Below are 16,199 nucleotides of genomic sequence, written 5' to 3'. Positions count from 1 at the left end.
GTACTCACGCGGCGGCCACCGTCACGCGCGCACTCTCGTTGCCGAGACGGTCCACGGCGCTGACCACAACGGCGCTGGCGGCGCCCGCCGTGCCATCGTCTGGCAGGCGCAGTTCCGTGCGCGCGCCGGGGGCGACGGCGAAGCGCCATTCATTGCCGTAGCGCGACCACACGGCATACTGGGCCACGGCCTTGCCGGCGCCGGGCGCCAGCTTGAGCGCGAGTCCGGCGCCATCACGGCGTGCTGTCACAGCCGGCGTGGCCGGCGGCGTGGTGCCCAGCCATGGCGCGGCCGGCACCAGCGCCGCGTATTGGTATGCCTGGGCCTTGAGCTGGTCGCACACGCCCTTGCGGTTTTCCATCAGGGGCGCCACGCTGAAATGCAAGTGGCCATGGCCGCCAGTACGGCTGCGCGTGACGCCGATCTGCTTGACGATCTCCTCGGGCGGGAAAGCCTTGCCGGCATTGTCGATACGGCTGGTGTACAGGCCCGGCCATACGTGGCGGCGCTGGGTGTTCTGCGCCAGCCAGTAGTCGAGCAGCACGTCGAACGCTTGCGGCGCCTGCGCCACCGGCCAGTACAGCTGCGGCGCCAGGTAATCGAGCCAGCCGTTGGCCAGCCACGTTTCCGCGTCCGCGTACAGCTTGTCGTACTGGCTGAAGCCGACGATGCCGGCCGGGCGCCGGTCCGGCCGGCCGATGCCGAACGGGCTGATACCGAAGCGCACCCACGCCTTTTCCCGGTGGATGCCCTTGTACAGCGCTTCGATCAGCTGATTGACGTTCTGGCGGCGCCACGCGGCCCGGTCCAACTGCCCGCCGGCCAGCAGGTAACGCTGCCACGAGGGCTGGTCGGGAAACTCCAGCTCCGCCTTCTGCCACGCGCCGCCATCGAGCGCCGCGCTCTCGGCGCCGGCCGCGTTGGGCGCGTCGATGGGATAAGGGTAGAAATAATCGTCGATGTGGACGCCGTCGATATCGTAACGGCGCACCACATCCAGCACCACGTCCAGCGTGTGGCGCAAAGCGGCCTGCTCACCGGGGTCCATCCACAGGTAGCGGCCGTAGGACTTGACGGCGTCGGGCTGGGTGTTGGCGATGTGGCCGGGCGTGAGCGGACTTTTGGCCGTCGCGTGGCGGGCCCGGTAGGGGTTGAACCAGGCGTGCAGTTCCAGCCCGCGCGCGTGGGCCTGGTCGATCCAGAATTGCAGCGGATCGTACAGGGGACGGGGCGCGCGGCCCTGCTGGCCGGTGAGGAATTCCGACCACGGTTCCAGCTCGGACGGGTAGATGGCGTCGGCGCTGGGGCGCACCTGCAGCACGATGGCGTTCAGGTTCAGGGCCTTGGCCCGGTCCAGGATGGCCAGCGCCTCGGCCTGTTGCTTGTCCACGCTCAGGTTGGCGCGGCTGGGCCAGTCGATATTGGCCACGGTGGACACCCAGGCGGCGCGAAATTCACGCGGCGCCGGCGGTGGCGCGGCCGGATCGGCGGGCGCGCCCGCGCTGCCTGTCGCTGCACTCCCGCCAGCGCCCATGCCCGCGCCGGTGCCGCTGCCGGGGGCAGCGCCAGGGCCGGGCGGCGCGGGCTGGGCCGGTGCAGCCGGCGGCAGCGGTGTGGACACGCAACCGCTCAACAGCGCGGCCACGCCGCCAGCCACGCAGGCGGCCAAGGACTGCCGCTTTTTCGCATTAAACTCCACTTCCCGTTCCCCGATTCAGATGACGCGCGATGCGCCGCAATGTCTTATTGTAATGCGGCGGGCGCCTGTTTCCGGCCGAACGCCGGATCGATTTTCACCAGCGCGGCCATGAGGAAAGCCGGCACCGTGGCCACGCACACCCAGATGAAGAAGCGCTGGTAGCCCAGTTGCTGCTCGATCCAGCCGCTGGCCATGCCCGGCACCATCATGCCGAGCGCCATGAAACCGGTGCAGATGGCGTAATGGGCCGTCTTGTGTTCACCCTCGGCCACCATGATCATGTACATCAGGTAGGCCGCGAAGCCGAAGCCATAGCCCAGTTGTTCCAGCGCGATACTGGCGCCGATCAGGTAGACATCCTGCGGCTGCGCGCTGGCCAGGTAGACGAACACCAGGTCCGGCACATGCACGGCCAGCACCATGCCCCACAGGCAGCGCTTGAGGCCATAGCGCGCGATGGCCACGCCGCCCAGCAAGCCGCCCGCCGTCAGCGCCAGCACGCCGATGGTGCCATAGACCAGTCCCACCTGGGCCGTCGTCAGCCCCAGCCCGCCCTTGTCGGCCGGGTCCAGCAGGAAGGGCACGGCCAGCTTGAGCAACTGGGCCTCGCCCAGCCGGAACAGCAGCAGGAAACCGAGAATGACGCCGATGCCGGGCTGGCGGAAGAAACTCTTGAAGGTGGCGAAGAAATCGCGCAGCAGCGCGCCGCCAGCGGCCGGCGGCCGGTCCGCGGCAGGACGCGGCAGCATCAACTGGTGGTAGACAAACAGCAGCACGAACAGGATGGCCAGCACGAAGAACACCACCGACCAAGCCAGCCGCACGCTGCCCGTCGCTTCGGCCAAGGTGCCGGCCAGGTACACCAGCCCACCCTGGCCGGCGATCATGGCCAGCCGGTAAAACGTGGAGCGCACGCCGACGAAGGCCGCTTGCTGGTGCTGGGGCAAGCCCAGCATGTAGAAGCCGTCGGCGGCGATGTCGTGGGTGGCGGAACTGAAGGCCATCAGCCACAACACGGCCAGGCTGATCTGGAAAAATTGGGGCAGGCTGGTGGTCAGGGCCACCAGCGCCAGCGCCGCCCCCAGCAGCAATTGCATGGCGATGATCCACAACCGGCGCGTGCGCAACAGCTCTACCAGCGGCGACCACAGCGGCTTGATCACCCACGGCAGGTACAACCAGCCCGTGTACAGGGCGATATCGGTATTCGATATGCCCAAATTCTTGTACATGACGACCGACAGCGTCATCACTACCACGTAGGGAATGGCTTGGCCAAAATATAAAGTGGGCACCCACCACCACGGACTACGTTGCTGCGCTTGCTCCATACCGTCCTAATGATTCAGTTTTTGGTGCCGGGATATAAAATATGTATCATTTTGTCAACGCGGCGCGCACGCTGCCGTCAGCCGCGTCCAGCCAGGCCTGGGCCTGCTCCACGTCCACTTGCCGCAGCAGGGCCACGATGGCCACCTTGACGTGGAACCGGCACTGCTCCAGCACCTGGCGGGCGGCGGCCGCGTCGGCGCCGGTGGCAAGCATGGTGAGCCGCACGGCGCGCGCCATCAGCTTGGCGTTGGTCGGTTGCAAGTCTACCATCAAGTTTCCATACACTTTATGCAAGCGCACCATCAGTGCACTGGACAAGGTGTTGAGCACGATCTTCTGCGCTGTGCCGGCCTTGAGCCGGGTGCTGCCGGAGATGATTTCCGGTCCCGTATCCACCGTGATACCGAGATCGGCCTCCCGCGCCAGCGGCGAACCGGCGTTGTTGGCAATGCCGATCGTGAACGCGCCCAACTTGCGGGCCGCCTGCAGCGCCCCCAGCACATACGGTGTGGCGCCGGACGCGGCCAGCAGCAGCACCACGTCGTGCGGGGCCGGATACAGGCGGCGCAGGTCGGCTGCGCCCTGTTCCGGCTTGTCCTCCGCCCCTTCCACCGACGCGAACATGGCCGGTTGGCCGCCGGCCAGCACGGCCAGCGCCCGTTCATGGGGCCAGGAAAAAGTGGGATGCAGTTCCACGCTGTCGAGCACACCGATGCGGCCCGAGGTGCCGGCGCCCACGTAGATCAGGCGCCCTCCGGCGCCAATACGGGGCAACATGGCTTCCACGGCGGCCTCGATGGCCGGTGCGGCGGCCCGTACGGCTTGCACGGCCCGCGCCTGATCGTCGACCAGGGCCGCGATCAGTTCCGGCAGCGGGTACTGGTCCAGCTGGCCGTGGTCCGGATGGGGGGTTTCCGTTTTCAGCATCGCCCTGGTCCGAGGAGGAGACAGGCTCAGTGTAATCCTAAATTCGTGCCTACCGCCATGAAAGCTTTCCGCCGGATGCTAATTCAGGTGGGGCGGCGCATCTCCGCCACGAAATCGTAGTGATCGCTGTGGCAATAGGAATGGGTCAGTTCCATCGCCTCGCCCGACTCCAGGTAGGCGATGCGGGTGATGTAGAGCACGGCCTGGCCCTCCGGCACGCCCAACTGGCGGGCCAGCTCGGCCGAGGCGTTCATGGCGCGGATGTGCTGCAAGGCCCGCACCGGCGCCTTGCCGATGCTGTCCAGGTACCGGTACAGCGAATCGCCCACCGCCTCCGGGTTGGCCAGTATGGTTTGCGGCAACACGCTGACCTCGTAGGCCATCACCACGTCATCGGCCAGGCGCAGGCGCTCCAGCCGCGCCACCTTGGAATAGGGCGACAGGCCCAGGCTCAGTTGCTCGTCCGGCGACGGCGCCACGATGGAACGCTTGAGCCAGCGCGAGCCGGGCTGGTGGCCGCGCTGCTGCAACTGCTCGGAAAAACTGGTCAGGTTCGACAGCGGCTGCTCGATGCGGGGCGCGATGTAGTTGCCCGAGCCGCGGCGGCGCACCACCAGGCCCTGGTCCACCAGCTGGTCGATGGCCTTGCGCGCCGTCACCCGCGATACATTCAGCAATTCGGACAGCGTCCGCTCGGACGGCAGCGCCTGGTCCACCTGGTAAAGGCCGCTGTGCACGTCATCGGTCAGCTTGCGCGCGATTTGCATGTACAAGGGCGAATTGTCCTTGTCGTCCGGTTTGAATACAGCACTGCTCTGGGTCATACGGATCTCCTATCGGCGCTAGTGTACTGGCGTTGGAGGCCGTGCGCCGGCCAAACAGACGAATTTCCTTCTGTTTGTCGGAAAATGACAAGCGTTCGTACGCACGAATAATGTATTTTCATCATGCTCCGCGCGGCAACGGCGCTATGCTGGCGCCATGGCGCAGCGGTAAACATGCGATCCGGATGCGAAGCGGGCAAGCGGCCCGCCACGCGCCACGATGGGAGAGGCAATGGGACAGCGGGTGATTGTCGTCGGTGGCGGCGTGGTGGGCTTGACCACGGCATGGTGGCTGCTGGAAGCGGGCTACCGCGTGCGCGTGCTGGAGCGCGCGGCCGAGCCGGCCAGCGGCGCCAGCCACGCCAACGGCGGCCAGCTCAGCTACCGCTACGTGTCGCCATTGGCCGATGCCGGCGTGCCCCTGAAAGCGCTGCACTGGCTGCTGCAACGGGACGGCCCGCTGCGGCTGCGGCCCGAGGCCGACCCGCGCCAGTGGCGCTGGCTGGCGCAATTCCTGCGCCGATGCAATACCGTCAGCAACGCCCGCACCACGGCCATGCTGCTGCAGTTGGGCGAGTGCAGCCGCACGGCCATGCAGCAGCTGATGGCGCTGATCCCGCCGGATCAGTTCGCGTGGCGCGCGCCGGGCAAGCTGGTGCTGTATCGTTCGCCGTCGTTGTTCGACCAGGCCGCCGCGCGGGCGAAGGCGGAACGGGTGCCCGAGCTTGGCCAAGACGACGGGCAAGCGGTTCGGCTCTTGTCGCCGGGCGAAGCGCTGCGCCTGGAACCGGCACTGGAGGCACTGCAACCGGCGCTGGCCGGCGCCATCTACACGGGCGGCGAAGCGGTGGCGGATTGCCGTGCGTTCTGCCTGTCGCTGGCACGGCTGCTGCACAGCCATCCCCGCTACGACGGCACGCTGCATGGCGATGCGCACGGCTGGCGCATCGCGGCCGGCAAGGTGGTGGCGCTGGAAACAAGCCTTGGGCCGCAAACGGCCGACCAGTTCGTGCTGGCAGCCGGCATCCAGAGCCGCGACCTTGCCGCACGCGCCGGCCTGCAGCTGCCCCTGTATCCGCTCAAGGGTTACAGCCTGAGCGCGCCGGTGCGCCCCGGCGACCTGGCGCCTTCCATCAGCGTCACGGACTTCGAACGCAAGACCCTGTACGCCCGCATCGGCGACCAGCTGCGGATCGCGGCCATGGTCGACCTGGTGGGCGAGCGGCCCGCCATCGACCCGCGCCGCATCGCCAGCCTGATGCGCACAGCCCGCGCCGCCATGCCCCACGCGGCCGACTATGCGCACGCCGTCGCCTGGTCCGGCCTGCGCCCCGCCACGCCTGACGGCGCCCCCATCATCGGTCCCACGCCGGTACCCAGGCTGTGGCTGAACGTGGGCCACGGCCCGCTGGGCTTCACATTTTCCAGCGGCAGCGCCAGCCTGCTGGCCGGCATGATGCAGGGCCGGCCCGTGCCAATTGCGCTCGGCGGGCTAACGCTGCGCTAATCGGCCGGCGCGGCCCAGGGCACCGATATCAGCGTACTGGGCCTGTACACGGGCAAGGCGCTGCTGGTGGTCGACGGCGGCACGCCCAGGACCTATGCCGTGGGCGACAAGAGGCATTGATTGCCGCAAGGGCCGGGTGGTGCCCGTCAACACGGCCAACGGCACCGTGCCGGGTTACCTGGTCCGGCTCAATAGCGTGCGGGTGGGCGAGCTGGAGCTGTTGCAGGTCGATGCCCTGGTGCAGGAAGGCGGCCTGTCCGTGGTCTTGCTGGGCAATTCCTTCCTGAACCGCTGCGAACTGCAGCGCAACGCCAGCCAAATGACGCTCACCCGCAGCTACTAACGCCTGCCACTGGCCCCGGCCCCGACCGCCTGAGCCGCGCCGGCGGCCCGCAGCGCCTTGGGGCAACCACCCCCGCCCCGTAAATTGGCGGATAATGCGGGATTGTTCTGCAGTCCGCCCCTCACTTCATGCCAAAAAAGACAACTTTGCCAGCCGCCTGTCCCTGCGGCGGTCCTTCCTATGCCAGCTGCTGCGGCCCCTATATCGAGGGCGCCGCCATCCCCGCCACGGCCGAGGCACTGATGCGTTCACGCTACACTGCCTACACTTTAGGCAATGAACCTTACCTGCTGGCGACCTGGCATAGCAGCACGCGCCCCACAGAACCCATCATCGTGGCAGGAGAAAAATTGCAGTGGCTGGGACTTGAGGTAAAATCTGCTTTACGTTTACGTCAACGTAAAGCAGAATCGGATAACGCGCTGCTGCAAGACACCGTCGAATTCGTGGCGCGCTGCAAGCTTAACGGCCGTGCCCAGCGGCTGCACGAGGTCAGCAATTTCGTGCGGGAGCAGGGCGAAGGCGGTTTGCGTTGGTATTACGTTGACGGGAGTTTTCCAGAATAAAGGCGCCGGAGACAGCGCCACAACACGAGGAACAACCATGCCGCACATCGAAAGCAAACTCAATCCGCGCAGCGAGGACTTCAAGGCCAACGCCGCCGCCATGCAAACCGTGGTCGACGACCTGCGCGCCAAGGTGGCGCAGATCGCGGCCGGCGGCGGCGCGGCCGCGTCGGCCAAGCACGTGGCGCGCGGCAAACTGCTGCCGCGCGACCGGGTCCAGATGCTGCTCGATCCCGGCACCCCCTTCCTTGAGTTTTCCCAGATGGCCGCCTACGGCATGTACCAGGACGCCAACGGCGTGGACGCGGCGCCGGCGGCAGGCATCATCACCGGCATTGGCCGCGTGGCCGGCCAGGAATGCGTGATCGTCTGTAACGACGCCACCGTCAAGGGCGGCACCTACTACCCCATGACGGTGAAAAAGCACCTGCGCGCGCAGGAGATCGCGGACCAGAACAACCTGCCTTGCATCTACCTGGTGGACTCGGGCGGCGCCAACCTGCCCAACCAGGACGACGTGTTCCCCGACCGCGACCACTTCGGCCGCATCTTCTACAACCAGGCCAATATGTCGGCCAAGGGCATCCCGCAGATCGCGGTGGTGATGGGTTCCTGCACGGCCGGCGGCGCCTACGTGCCGGCCATGAGCGACGAATCGATCATCGTCAAGGAACAGGGCACCATCTTCCTGGGCGGCCCGCCGCTGGTGAAAGCGGCCACCGGCGAAGTGGTCACGGCCGAGGACCTGGGCGGCGGCGACGTCCACACCCGTTTGTCCGGCGTGGCCGATCACCTGGCCCAAAACGACCTGCACGCGCTGTCGCTGGCGCGCACCATTGTCTCGAACCTGAACCGCACCAAGCCGCAGCAGATGGCGCTGCGCGAGTCGGCCGAGCCGAAATACCCGACCGAGGAACTGTACGGCGTGATCCCGGTCGACACCCGCAAGCCGTTCGATGTGCGCGAAGTGATCGCCCGCATCGTCGACGGCAGCGAGTTCGATGAATTCAAGGCCCGCTACGGCACCACGCTGATCTGCGGCTTCGCCCACATCTTCGGCATGAAGGTCGGCATCATCGCCAACAACGGCATCCTGTTCTCCGAGTCGGCGCTGAAGGGCGCCCACTTCATCGAACTGTGCGCGCAGCGCAAGATCCCGCTCGTGTTCCTGCAAAATATCACCGGCTTCATGGTCGGCCGCAAGTACGAGAACGAAGGCATCGCCCGCAACGGCGCCAAGATGGTGACGGCCGTGGCCACGGCCGCCGTGCCCAAGTTCACCGTCATCATCGGCGGCAGCTTCGGCGCCGGCAACTACGGCATGTGCGGCCGCGCCTACTCGCCGCGCTTCATGTGGATGTGGCCCAACGCCCGCATCTCCGTCATGGGCGGCGACCAGGCCGCCAGCGTGCTGGCCACCGTCAAGCGCGATGGCATCGAAGCCAAGGGCGGCCAGTGGTCGGCCGAGGAGGAAGCGGCCTTCAAGCAGCCCATCAAGGACCAGTACGAGCATCAGGGCCACCCCTACTACGCCACCGCGCGCCTGTGGGACGATGGCGTGATCGACCCGGCCGATACCCGCATGGTGCTGGGCCTGGGCCTGTCGGCCGCCCTCAATGCGGAAATCCCCGATACCAAATTCGGCGTGTTCCGCATGTAATGGAGGCTGCCATGACCTATCAAACCCTGACCATCGCCATCGCCGACAAAGTCGCCACCGTCACCCTCGACCGGCCCGACGTGCGCAACGCTTTCAACGAAACCACCATCAGCGACATCACGCGCGCGTTCGACGCGCTGGGCCGCGACGAATCAGTGCGCGCCATCGTGCTGGCCGCCAACGGCTCCGCCTTCTGCGCCGGCGCGGACCTGAACTGGATGAAGAAAATGGCCGGCTACTCGCACGCCGAGAACAGCGCCGACGCCATGCAACTGGCCGAAATGCTGCGCACCATCTACCTGTGCCCCAAGCCCGTGGTGGCCAAGGTGCAGGGCGACTGCTACGCCGGCGGCATGGGCCTGGTGGCCGCGTGCGACATCACGGTGGCGGTGGAGGAAGCCAATTTCTGCCTGAGCGAAGTGAAACTGGGCCTGATCCCGGCCACCATTTCGCCTTACGTCATCAAGGCCATGGGCGAGCAGGCGTCGCGCCGCTACTTCCTCACGGCCGAGCGCTTCACGGCGCAGCAGGCGCTGCGCATCGGCTTCGCCCACGAGGTGGTGGCCGCCAGTGAACTCGACGCCACCGTGGCCGCCATCGTCAAGGCCCTGGTCAACAACAGTCCGAACGCCGTGCGGCAAGCCAAGGTGCTGGTGCGCGACGTGGCCGGACTTCCCGTCACCGATGCGCTGCTGGCCGATACGGCCGAACGCATCGCCCATATCCGCGCTTCCGAGCAGGGCCGCGAAGGCGTGCAGTCCTTCCTGGAAAAGCGCAAGCCGGCCTGGTTGAACTAGGCCACCTTTAAGCTGGAGTATTTTTGGAACCGAACAAACAAAGCGACTGGGTCGCACGCAGCCTGCGCAGCGTGTGGCATCCGTGCACCCAGATGCAGCATCACGAAACTGTGCCGCTGATCCCCGTCAGCCATGGCCGCGGCGCCTGGCTGTACGACCTCGAAGGCAAGCGCTATCTGGACGCGATCAGCTCCTGGTGGGTGAACCTGTTCGGCCATGCCAACCCGCGCATCAACGCCGCCCTCAAGGAGCAGCTGGACCTGCTGGAACACGCCATGCTGGCCGGCTTCACCCATGAACCGGTGATCCGCCTGTCCGAGCAACTGGCGGCCCTGACGGGCGACGTGCTGGGCCACTGCTTCTACGCCAGCGATGGCGCCTCGGCGGTGGAAATCGCGCTGAAAATGAGCTTCCACAGCTGGCGCAACCGCGGCCAGGCCGAGAAGCAGGAATTCGTCTGCCTCAAGGGCAGCTATCACGGCGAAACCATCGGCGCCCTGGCCGTGACCGACGTGGCCCTGTTCAAGGACGCCTACGGCCCGCTGCTGCGCGCCAGCCAGACCGTGATGTCGCCCGACGCACGCCAGGCCGTGGACGGCGAAACGGCGCAGGACGTGGCGCGCCGCGCGGCGGCCGACGTGGAGCGTTTGTTCACCGAGCGTGGCGACAAGATCGCCGCCATCATCATCGAACCGCTGGTGCAGTGCGCCACCGGCATGGCCATGCACGACCCGCTGTACCTGACGCTGGTGCGCGAACTGTGCGACCGCCACCAGGTGCACCTGATCCTGGACGAAATCGCCGTCGGCTGCGGCCGCACGGGCACCTTCTTCGCCTGCGAGCAGGCCGGCATCTGGCCCGACTTCCTGTGCCTGTCCAAGGGCATCAGCGGCGGCTACCTGCCGCTGTCGCTGGTGATGACGCGCGACGACATCTACCAGGCCTTCTACAGCGCCGACGTCACGCGCGGCTTCCTGCACTCGCACTCGTACACGGGCAACCCGCTGGCCTGCCGCGCCGCCCTGGCCACGCTGCAGATCTTCCAGGAAGACCACGTACTGGAGCACAACCGCGTGCGCGCCGCGCGGCTGACGCAGGCGCTGGCACCGCTGGCCGACCACGAACGGGTACGCAACTTCCGCCAGCGCGGCATGATCTGGGCTTTCGACGCCATCGACGCGCCGGCCGACTTCTCGCGCCGCTTCTTCGCCACGGCGCTGGAACACGAACTGCTGATGCGCCCCATCGGCCCCACCGTCTACATGATGCCGCCCTACATCCTGAGCGACGAGGAAATCGACGGCCTGGCCGCCAACACGCTGGCCGTGTTCAACCAGGTATTGGCGGGCTGACCATGGAACTGTTGAACCGACTGGACGCCCAGCTGCAAACGCTGGCGCAACAAAGCCTGATCCGCACCCGCCGCGTGGTGGATTCGCCGTGCGGCCCGCGCGTGCGCGTGGACGGGCGCGAGCTGCTGGCCTTCTGCAGCAACGACTACCTGGGCCTGGCCAGCCATCCGGCGCTGGCCGCCGCATTGCAAAAGGGCGTCGCCTTGTACGGCGCCGGCAGCGGCGCCTCGCACCTGATTTCCGGCCACGGCCGCGCCCACGCCCAGCTGGAGGACCGGCTGGCCGAATTCGTCGGCGCCCACCTGGAGCGCCCGCGCGCACTGTATTTCTGCACCGGCTACATGGCCAACCTGGCCATCATCACCGGCCTGACGGCGGGCGACCGCGAGGCGGCCGTCTTCTCCGAATCGCTCAACCACGCTTCGCTGATCGACGGCGCCCGCCTGTCGCGCGCCGCCGTGCAGGTCTACCCGCACGCCGACCTGGAAGCGCTGGAGAGCATGCTGCAAGCCAGTACCGCCGCCACCAAGCTGGTGGTGACGGACAGCGTATTCAGCATGGACGGCGACCTGGCCGACCTGCCGGCCCTGCTGGCGTTGTGCGAACGGTACGGCGCCTGGCTGGTGGTGGACGACGCCCACGGCTTCGGCACGCTGGGTAAAAACGGCCACGGCGCGCTCGAGCATTTCAAGCTGCAATCGCCCTACCTGGTCTACATGGGCACCCTGGGCAAGGCGGCCGGCGTGGGCGGCGCCTTCGTGGCGGCCCATGAAACCGTGATCGAAACGTTAACCCAGAAAGCCCGCCCCTACATCTTCACCACCGCCGCCGCGCCCGCGCTGGCGCACGCGCTGCTGGCCAGCCTGGACCTGCTGGAAGGACCGGAAGGCATGCAAAGACGCGCACACCTGGGGGCATTGGTGGCACAATTGAACGATGGCCTGCGCCTGACGCGCTGGCGACGGCTGCCCTCGGACACGGCGATCCAGCCTATCCTGATCGGCGACAACGCCGAAACCATGCGCGCCGGCGCCGCCCTGTATGAGCAGGGACTGTGGGTGGGCACGATCCGTCCGCCGACCGTGGCGCCGGGCACTTCGCGCCTGCGCGTGACGCTGTCGGCCGGCCACACCCACGCGGACGTGGCGACGCTGATCAACGCCATCAATGCCTTGGAAAGGATGTGACATGAGTCTGGACGACCCCGTTCTGGCCGCCACGCCGCAGGTGCAGTCCGCACCGGCGGCCGCCGGCGCGCGCCCCCGCTTCGCCTGTTTCACCACCGGCACCGACACGGAAATCGGCAAGACTTTGGTGTCGGCCGCCATGCTGTACGCGCTGGTGCAAAGCGGCGTACGCGCTTGCGGCATGAAACCCATCGCGGCCGGCGCCGAACTGCGCAACGGCCGCTGGCACAATGAAGACGCCGACCAGCTGATCGCGGCCGGCAACGTGGCGCTGCCGCAGGAACTGACCACGCCCTTCCTGCTCAAGGAGCCGGCCGCGCCCCACATCGCGGCCGAACTGGAAGACGCTTACATTTCGCCCGTGCCCATCCTGGCCGCCTACATCGAAGTGAGCGCCGCCTCGGACGCGGTGGTGGTGGAAGGAGTGGGCGGCTTCCGCGTGCCCTTGAACGAGGAATTCGACACCGCCGACCTGGCCGAGCAGCTCGACTTGCCGGTGGTGCTGGTGGTGGGCATGCGCCTCGGTTGCATCAGCCACGCCCTGCTGACGGTGGAGGCGATCGCCAACCGCAACCTGATGCTGGCCGGCTGGGTCGCCAACGAAGTCGACCCCGACATGGCCTTCATCGACGAGAACATCGCCGCGCTGGAGGAACGCATCCCGGCGCCGCTGCTGGGCCGCGTGCCGCGCCTGGCGCAACCGTCGGCCGCCGCCGCCGCCGAATACCTGGACTTTACCAAGCTGCCCAACTGGCCGGCTGCCTAACCTGTTTGAATGTAGAAGGAAACACGATGTCCCTGACCCAAGAACCGAAAACCGTCGAACTGCACCGTCCCACGGCGCCCATCACTCTGCCCGCCGCCGCCACCTGGCCGGTGGAGGACGTGCTGGCCCTGTTCGAGCTGCCGTTCAACGACCTGATGTTCCAGGCCCAGCAAACCCACCGCACCAACTTCCCCGATGGTGACGTGGAACTGGCCACGCTGCTGTCGATCAAGACCGGCGGCTGCGAGGAGGATTGCGGCTACTGCCCGCAGGCGGCCCGCTACGACACGGGCGTGGAAGCGAAGAAGATCCTCGACATCGACACCGTGCTGGACGCGGCCAGGCAGGCCAAGGACAGCGGCGCCACCCGCTTCTGCATGGGCGCTGCCTGGCGCAGCCCGAAGGACCGCGACATGGACAAGGTCGAGGAAATGGTCCGCGAGGTCAAGGCACTGGGCATGGAAACCTGCGCCACGCTGGGCATGCTGGAAGAGGAACAGGCGCTGCGCCTGAAAGCGGCCGGCCTCGATTACTACAACCATAACCTGGACACGGCGCCCGAGTTCTACGACAACGTGATCTCCACCCGCGACTACCAGGACCGCCTGGACACGCTGGGCCGGGTGCGCGAAGCGGGCCTCAAGGTCTGCTGCGGCGGCATCGTCGGCATGGGCGAATCGCGCCTGCAACGCGCCGGCCTGATCGCGCAACTGGCCAACCTGAACCCGTATCCGGAATCGGTGCCCGTCAACCACCTGGTGCAGGTGGAAGGCACGCCGCTGTACGGCCTGGAGCCACTGGACCCGCTGGAATTCGTGCGCACCATCGCCGTGGCCCGCATCACCATGCCGAAAGCGCGCGTGCGCCTGTCGGCTGGCCGCCGCCAGTTGGGCGAGGCGGTGCAAGCCATGTGCTTCCTGGCCGGCGCCAACTCCATCTTCTACGGCGACAAGCTGCTCACCACCGGCAACCCGGAAGCGGAGGACGACCGCACGCTGCTGACTAAACTGGGCCTGAAAACCCGCGGCACGGTGCTCGAATCGGCGCCGAAAGAGAAGTGCGGCTGCTAAGCAGTTGACGGACCAGCGGCGCCGCTTCCGCGAAGGACGGCGCCACGGCAGGGCACACCAACAGAAAACTTCCAGCTTCGAGCTGCACAGAGAGAGACTATGTTCACAAAAATCCTGATCGCCAACCGCGGTGAAATCGCCTGCCGTGTCGCCGCCACCGCCCGCCGCATGGGCATCAAGACGGTCGCCGTCTACTCCGAAGCCGACGCCAGCGCCAAGCACGTCGCCGTGTGCGACGAAGCCGTGCTGCTGGGCCCCGCCCCGGCCAAGGAAAGCTATCTGCGCGGCGACAAGATCATCGAAGTGGCGCTGGCCACGGGTGCCCAGGCCATCCACCCCGGCTACGGCTTCCTGTCCGAGAACGCCGAATTCGCCGACGCCTGCGCCGCCGCCGGCCTGGTGTTCATCGGCCCACCGGCGTCCGCCATGCGCGCCATGGGTTCCAAGTCCGCCGCCAAGTCGCTGATGGAAAAAGCCAATGTGCCACTGGTGCCGGGCTACCACGGCGACGAACAGGACGCCGACTTCCTGCACGCCCAGGCCGACCGCATCGGCTACCCGGTGCTGCTCAAGGCTTCCGCCGGCGGCGGCGGCAAGGGCATGCGCGTGATTGACAACACGGCCGACTTCAAGGCCGCGCTGGCCTCGTGCAAGCGCGAAGCGATCAGCTCCTTCGGCGACGACAAGGTGCTGGCCGAGAAATACCTGCAGCGTCCCCGCCACATCGAAATCCAGGTGTTCGCCGACACGCTGGGCAACTGCATCTACCTGTTCGAGCGCGACTGCTCGGTGCAGCGCCGCCACCAGAAAGTGCTGGAAGAGGCGCCGGCGCCCAACATGCCGGCCGAACGGCGCGCCGCCATGGGCGAAGCGGCCGTGGCCGCCGCCAAGGCGGTGGGTTATGTAGGCGCCGGCACGGTGGAATTCATCGCCAACCAGGATGGCTCGTTCTACTTCATGGAGATGAACACCCGCCTGCAAGTGGAACACCCGGTCACCGAAATGATCACCGGCACCGACCTGGTGGAATGGCAGATCCGCGTTGCGTTCGGCGAGCCGCTGCCACGCAAGCAGCACGAACTGGCCATCCAGGGCCACGCCATCGAAGCGCGCATCTACGCCGAGAATCCCGAGAAGGGCTTCCTGCCCTCGATCGGCACGCTGCGCCACATGGACACCCCAGCCGCCGTCACCTTTGAACTGGGCGGTGGCGGTGCCGCAGGCAGCGCGGCACCTAACCTACCCGCCGCCGTGCGCATCGACTCGGGCGTACGCGAAGGCGACGCCATCTCGCCTTACTACGACCCCATGATCGCCAAGCTGATCGTGTGGGGCGCCGACCGCAAGCAGGCGCTGGCCCGCATGGCGCAGGCGCTGGCGCAATACAAGATCGTCGGCCTGGCCACCAACATCGCCTTCCTCAAGCGCCTGGTGGAAGGCGACGCCTTCGCCAACGCGGACCTCGATACTGGCCTGATCGAACGCAACCAGGACAGCCTGTTCCCGGCCGCCCACGCCGCGCCGTCGGCCGCGCTGGCGCTGGCCGCCGTCTCCCTGATCGAATCGGAGAAGGACGCCGCCGCCGCGCAGTCGGGCGCCAACCGCGCCGACCCGTGGGGCCAGGCGCTGGGCTGGCGCATGAACTTCCCGTACGCGCGCGCGCTGTCGTTCGCGGACGACTACGCGGCCACGCTGCCGGCCAAGGCCTACGGCGTGGCCGTCACCTACCGCGCCACCGACTGGCTGTTCGCGCGCGATGGCGGCGAACCGCAGGTACTGAGCCTGATGCAGCAAGATGGCAGTGACCTCAGCATCAAGCTGGGCAACACCGCCGTGCATGGCACCGTGCGCCGCGACGGCGAACTGCTGCACGTGTTCACGGGCGGCCAGCACTATCCGCTGCACTACAACGATCCCATGGCCCACGCCGGCGAAAGCGAAGCGGAAGGCGGCCGCCTGACGGCGCCCATGCCGGGCAAGGTGGTGGCCGTGCTGGCCGCCAAGGGCCAGGACGTCAAGAAGGGCGAGGCGCTGGTGATCATGGAAGCGATGAAGATGGAGCACACCATCGCCGCGCCGCACGACGGCCTGGTAGAGGAAATCCTGTACAACGTCGGCGACCAGGTGGCGGACGGCGCGCCGCTGCTGGCCTTCAAGGCGGCGGCGTAA

At 67.3% G+C, this 16,199-nt stretch carries 14 protein-coding genes; 10 read left to right on the top strand and 4 right to left on the bottom strand.

The window, feature by feature from the left end; genetic code table 11:
• Nucleotides 1–4: 4 nt before the first annotated feature.
• From H3H39_RS02825 to H3H39_RS02810, 4 genes are all read right to left on the bottom strand, one after another.
• Nucleotides 5–1,699, bottom strand: coding sequence for a glycoside hydrolase family 10-like protein (locus H3H39_RS02825; protein WP_311196836.1), 1,695 nt, complete (start codon nt 1,697–1,699; stop codon nt 5–7).
• 44 nt (nt 1,700–1,743) lie between these two features.
• Nucleotides 1,744–3,030: an MFS transporter gene (locus H3H39_RS02820; protein WP_182151720.1), complete on the bottom strand. Its 1,287-nt coding sequence runs from the start codon at nt 3,028–3,030 to the stop codon at nt 1,744–1,746.
• A gap of 46 nt (nt 3,031–3,076) precedes the next feature.
• Nucleotides 3,077–3,958 carry an N-acetylmuramic acid 6-phosphate etherase gene (gene murQ, locus H3H39_RS02815; RefSeq protein WP_182151719.1) on the bottom strand — a complete coding sequence of 294 codons (882 nt, stop codon included), beginning with the start codon at nt 3,956–3,958 and terminating at the stop codon, nt 3,077–3,079.
• An 83-nt stretch (nt 3,959–4,041) separates the two neighbouring features.
• Complete coding sequence (locus H3H39_RS02810; RefSeq protein WP_182151718.1) at nt 4,042–4,782, bottom strand: GntR family transcriptional regulator; 741 nt, start codon at nt 4,780–4,782, stop codon at nt 4,042–4,044.
• Between the two features lie 232 nt (nt 4,783–5,014).
• On the opposite strand from H3H39_RS02810, the gene H3H39_RS02805 reads away from it, so the two are divergent.
• The 10 genes from H3H39_RS02805 to H3H39_RS02760 all read left to right on the top strand — a co-directional run bounded on the left by H3H39_RS02805 (nt 5,015) and on the right by H3H39_RS02760 (nt 16,199).
• Entirely contained in the window at nt 5,015–6,289 is a 1,275-nt protein-coding gene (locus tag H3H39_RS02805; protein WP_182151717.1) for a D-amino acid dehydrogenase, read from the top strand.
• 94 nt (nt 6,290–6,383) lie between these two features.
• Entirely contained in the window at nt 6,384–6,632 is a 249-nt protein-coding gene (locus tag H3H39_RS02800) for a retropepsin-like aspartic protease family protein (protein WP_229217830.1), read from the top strand.
• Nucleotides 6,633–6,760: 128 nt separating this feature from the next.
• The gene (locus H3H39_RS02795; protein ID WP_182151716.1) at nt 6,761–7,198 is read left to right on the top strand and encodes a YchJ family protein; all 438 of its coding nucleotides are present in this window, start codon (nt 6,761–6,763) and stop codon (nt 7,196–7,198) included.
• A gap of 37 nt (nt 7,199–7,235) precedes the next feature.
• Nucleotides 7,236–8,858, top strand: a complete 1,623-nt coding sequence (locus H3H39_RS02790; RefSeq protein ID WP_182151715.1) for a carboxyl transferase domain-containing protein — start codon at nt 7,236–7,238, stop codon at nt 8,856–8,858.
• 11 nt (nt 8,859–8,869) lie between these two features.
• On the top strand, nt 8,870–9,655 hold the full coding sequence (locus H3H39_RS02785) for an enoyl-CoA hydratase/isomerase family protein (protein WP_182151714.1): 786 nt from the start codon (nt 8,870–8,872) through the stop codon (nt 9,653–9,655).
• Nucleotides 9,656–9,678: 23 nt separating this feature from the next.
• Nucleotides 9,679–11,007, top strand: a complete 1,329-nt coding sequence (gene bioA, locus H3H39_RS02780) for an adenosylmethionine--8-amino-7-oxononanoate transaminase (protein WP_182151713.1) — start codon at nt 9,679–9,681, stop codon at nt 11,005–11,007.
• 2 nt (nt 11,008–11,009) lie between these two features.
• Nucleotides 11,010–12,194: an 8-amino-7-oxononanoate synthase gene (bioF, locus tag H3H39_RS02775; RefSeq protein ID WP_182151712.1), complete on the top strand. Its 1,185-nt coding sequence runs from the start codon at nt 11,010–11,012 to the stop codon at nt 12,192–12,194.
• A gap of 1 nt (nt 12,195) precedes the next feature.
• The gene (gene bioD, locus H3H39_RS02770) at nt 12,196–12,960 is read left to right on the top strand and encodes a dethiobiotin synthase (RefSeq protein WP_182151711.1); all 765 of its coding nucleotides are present in this window, start codon (nt 12,196–12,198) and stop codon (nt 12,958–12,960) included.
• A gap of 26 nt (nt 12,961–12,986) precedes the next feature.
• A complete protein-coding gene (gene bioB / locus H3H39_RS02765; protein WP_182151710.1) occupies nt 12,987–14,030 on the top strand; it encodes a biotin synthase BioB in 1,044 nt (347 codons plus the stop codon).
• A 99-nt stretch (nt 14,031–14,129) separates the two neighbouring features.
• Nucleotides 14,130–16,199, top strand: coding sequence for an acetyl/propionyl/methylcrotonyl-CoA carboxylase subunit alpha (locus tag H3H39_RS02760; protein WP_182151709.1), 2,070 nt, complete (start codon nt 14,130–14,132; stop codon nt 16,197–16,199).

This window comes from Rugamonas apoptosis (assembly GCF_014042355.1).
In the GTDB taxonomy this organism is placed as follows: Bacteria; Pseudomonadota; Gammaproteobacteria; order Burkholderiales; family Burkholderiaceae_D; genus Rugamonas; species Rugamonas apoptosis.
The sequence above is the reverse complement of the archived record's forward strand: the minus strand, read 5'-3'. Positions and strand labels throughout refer to the sequence as shown.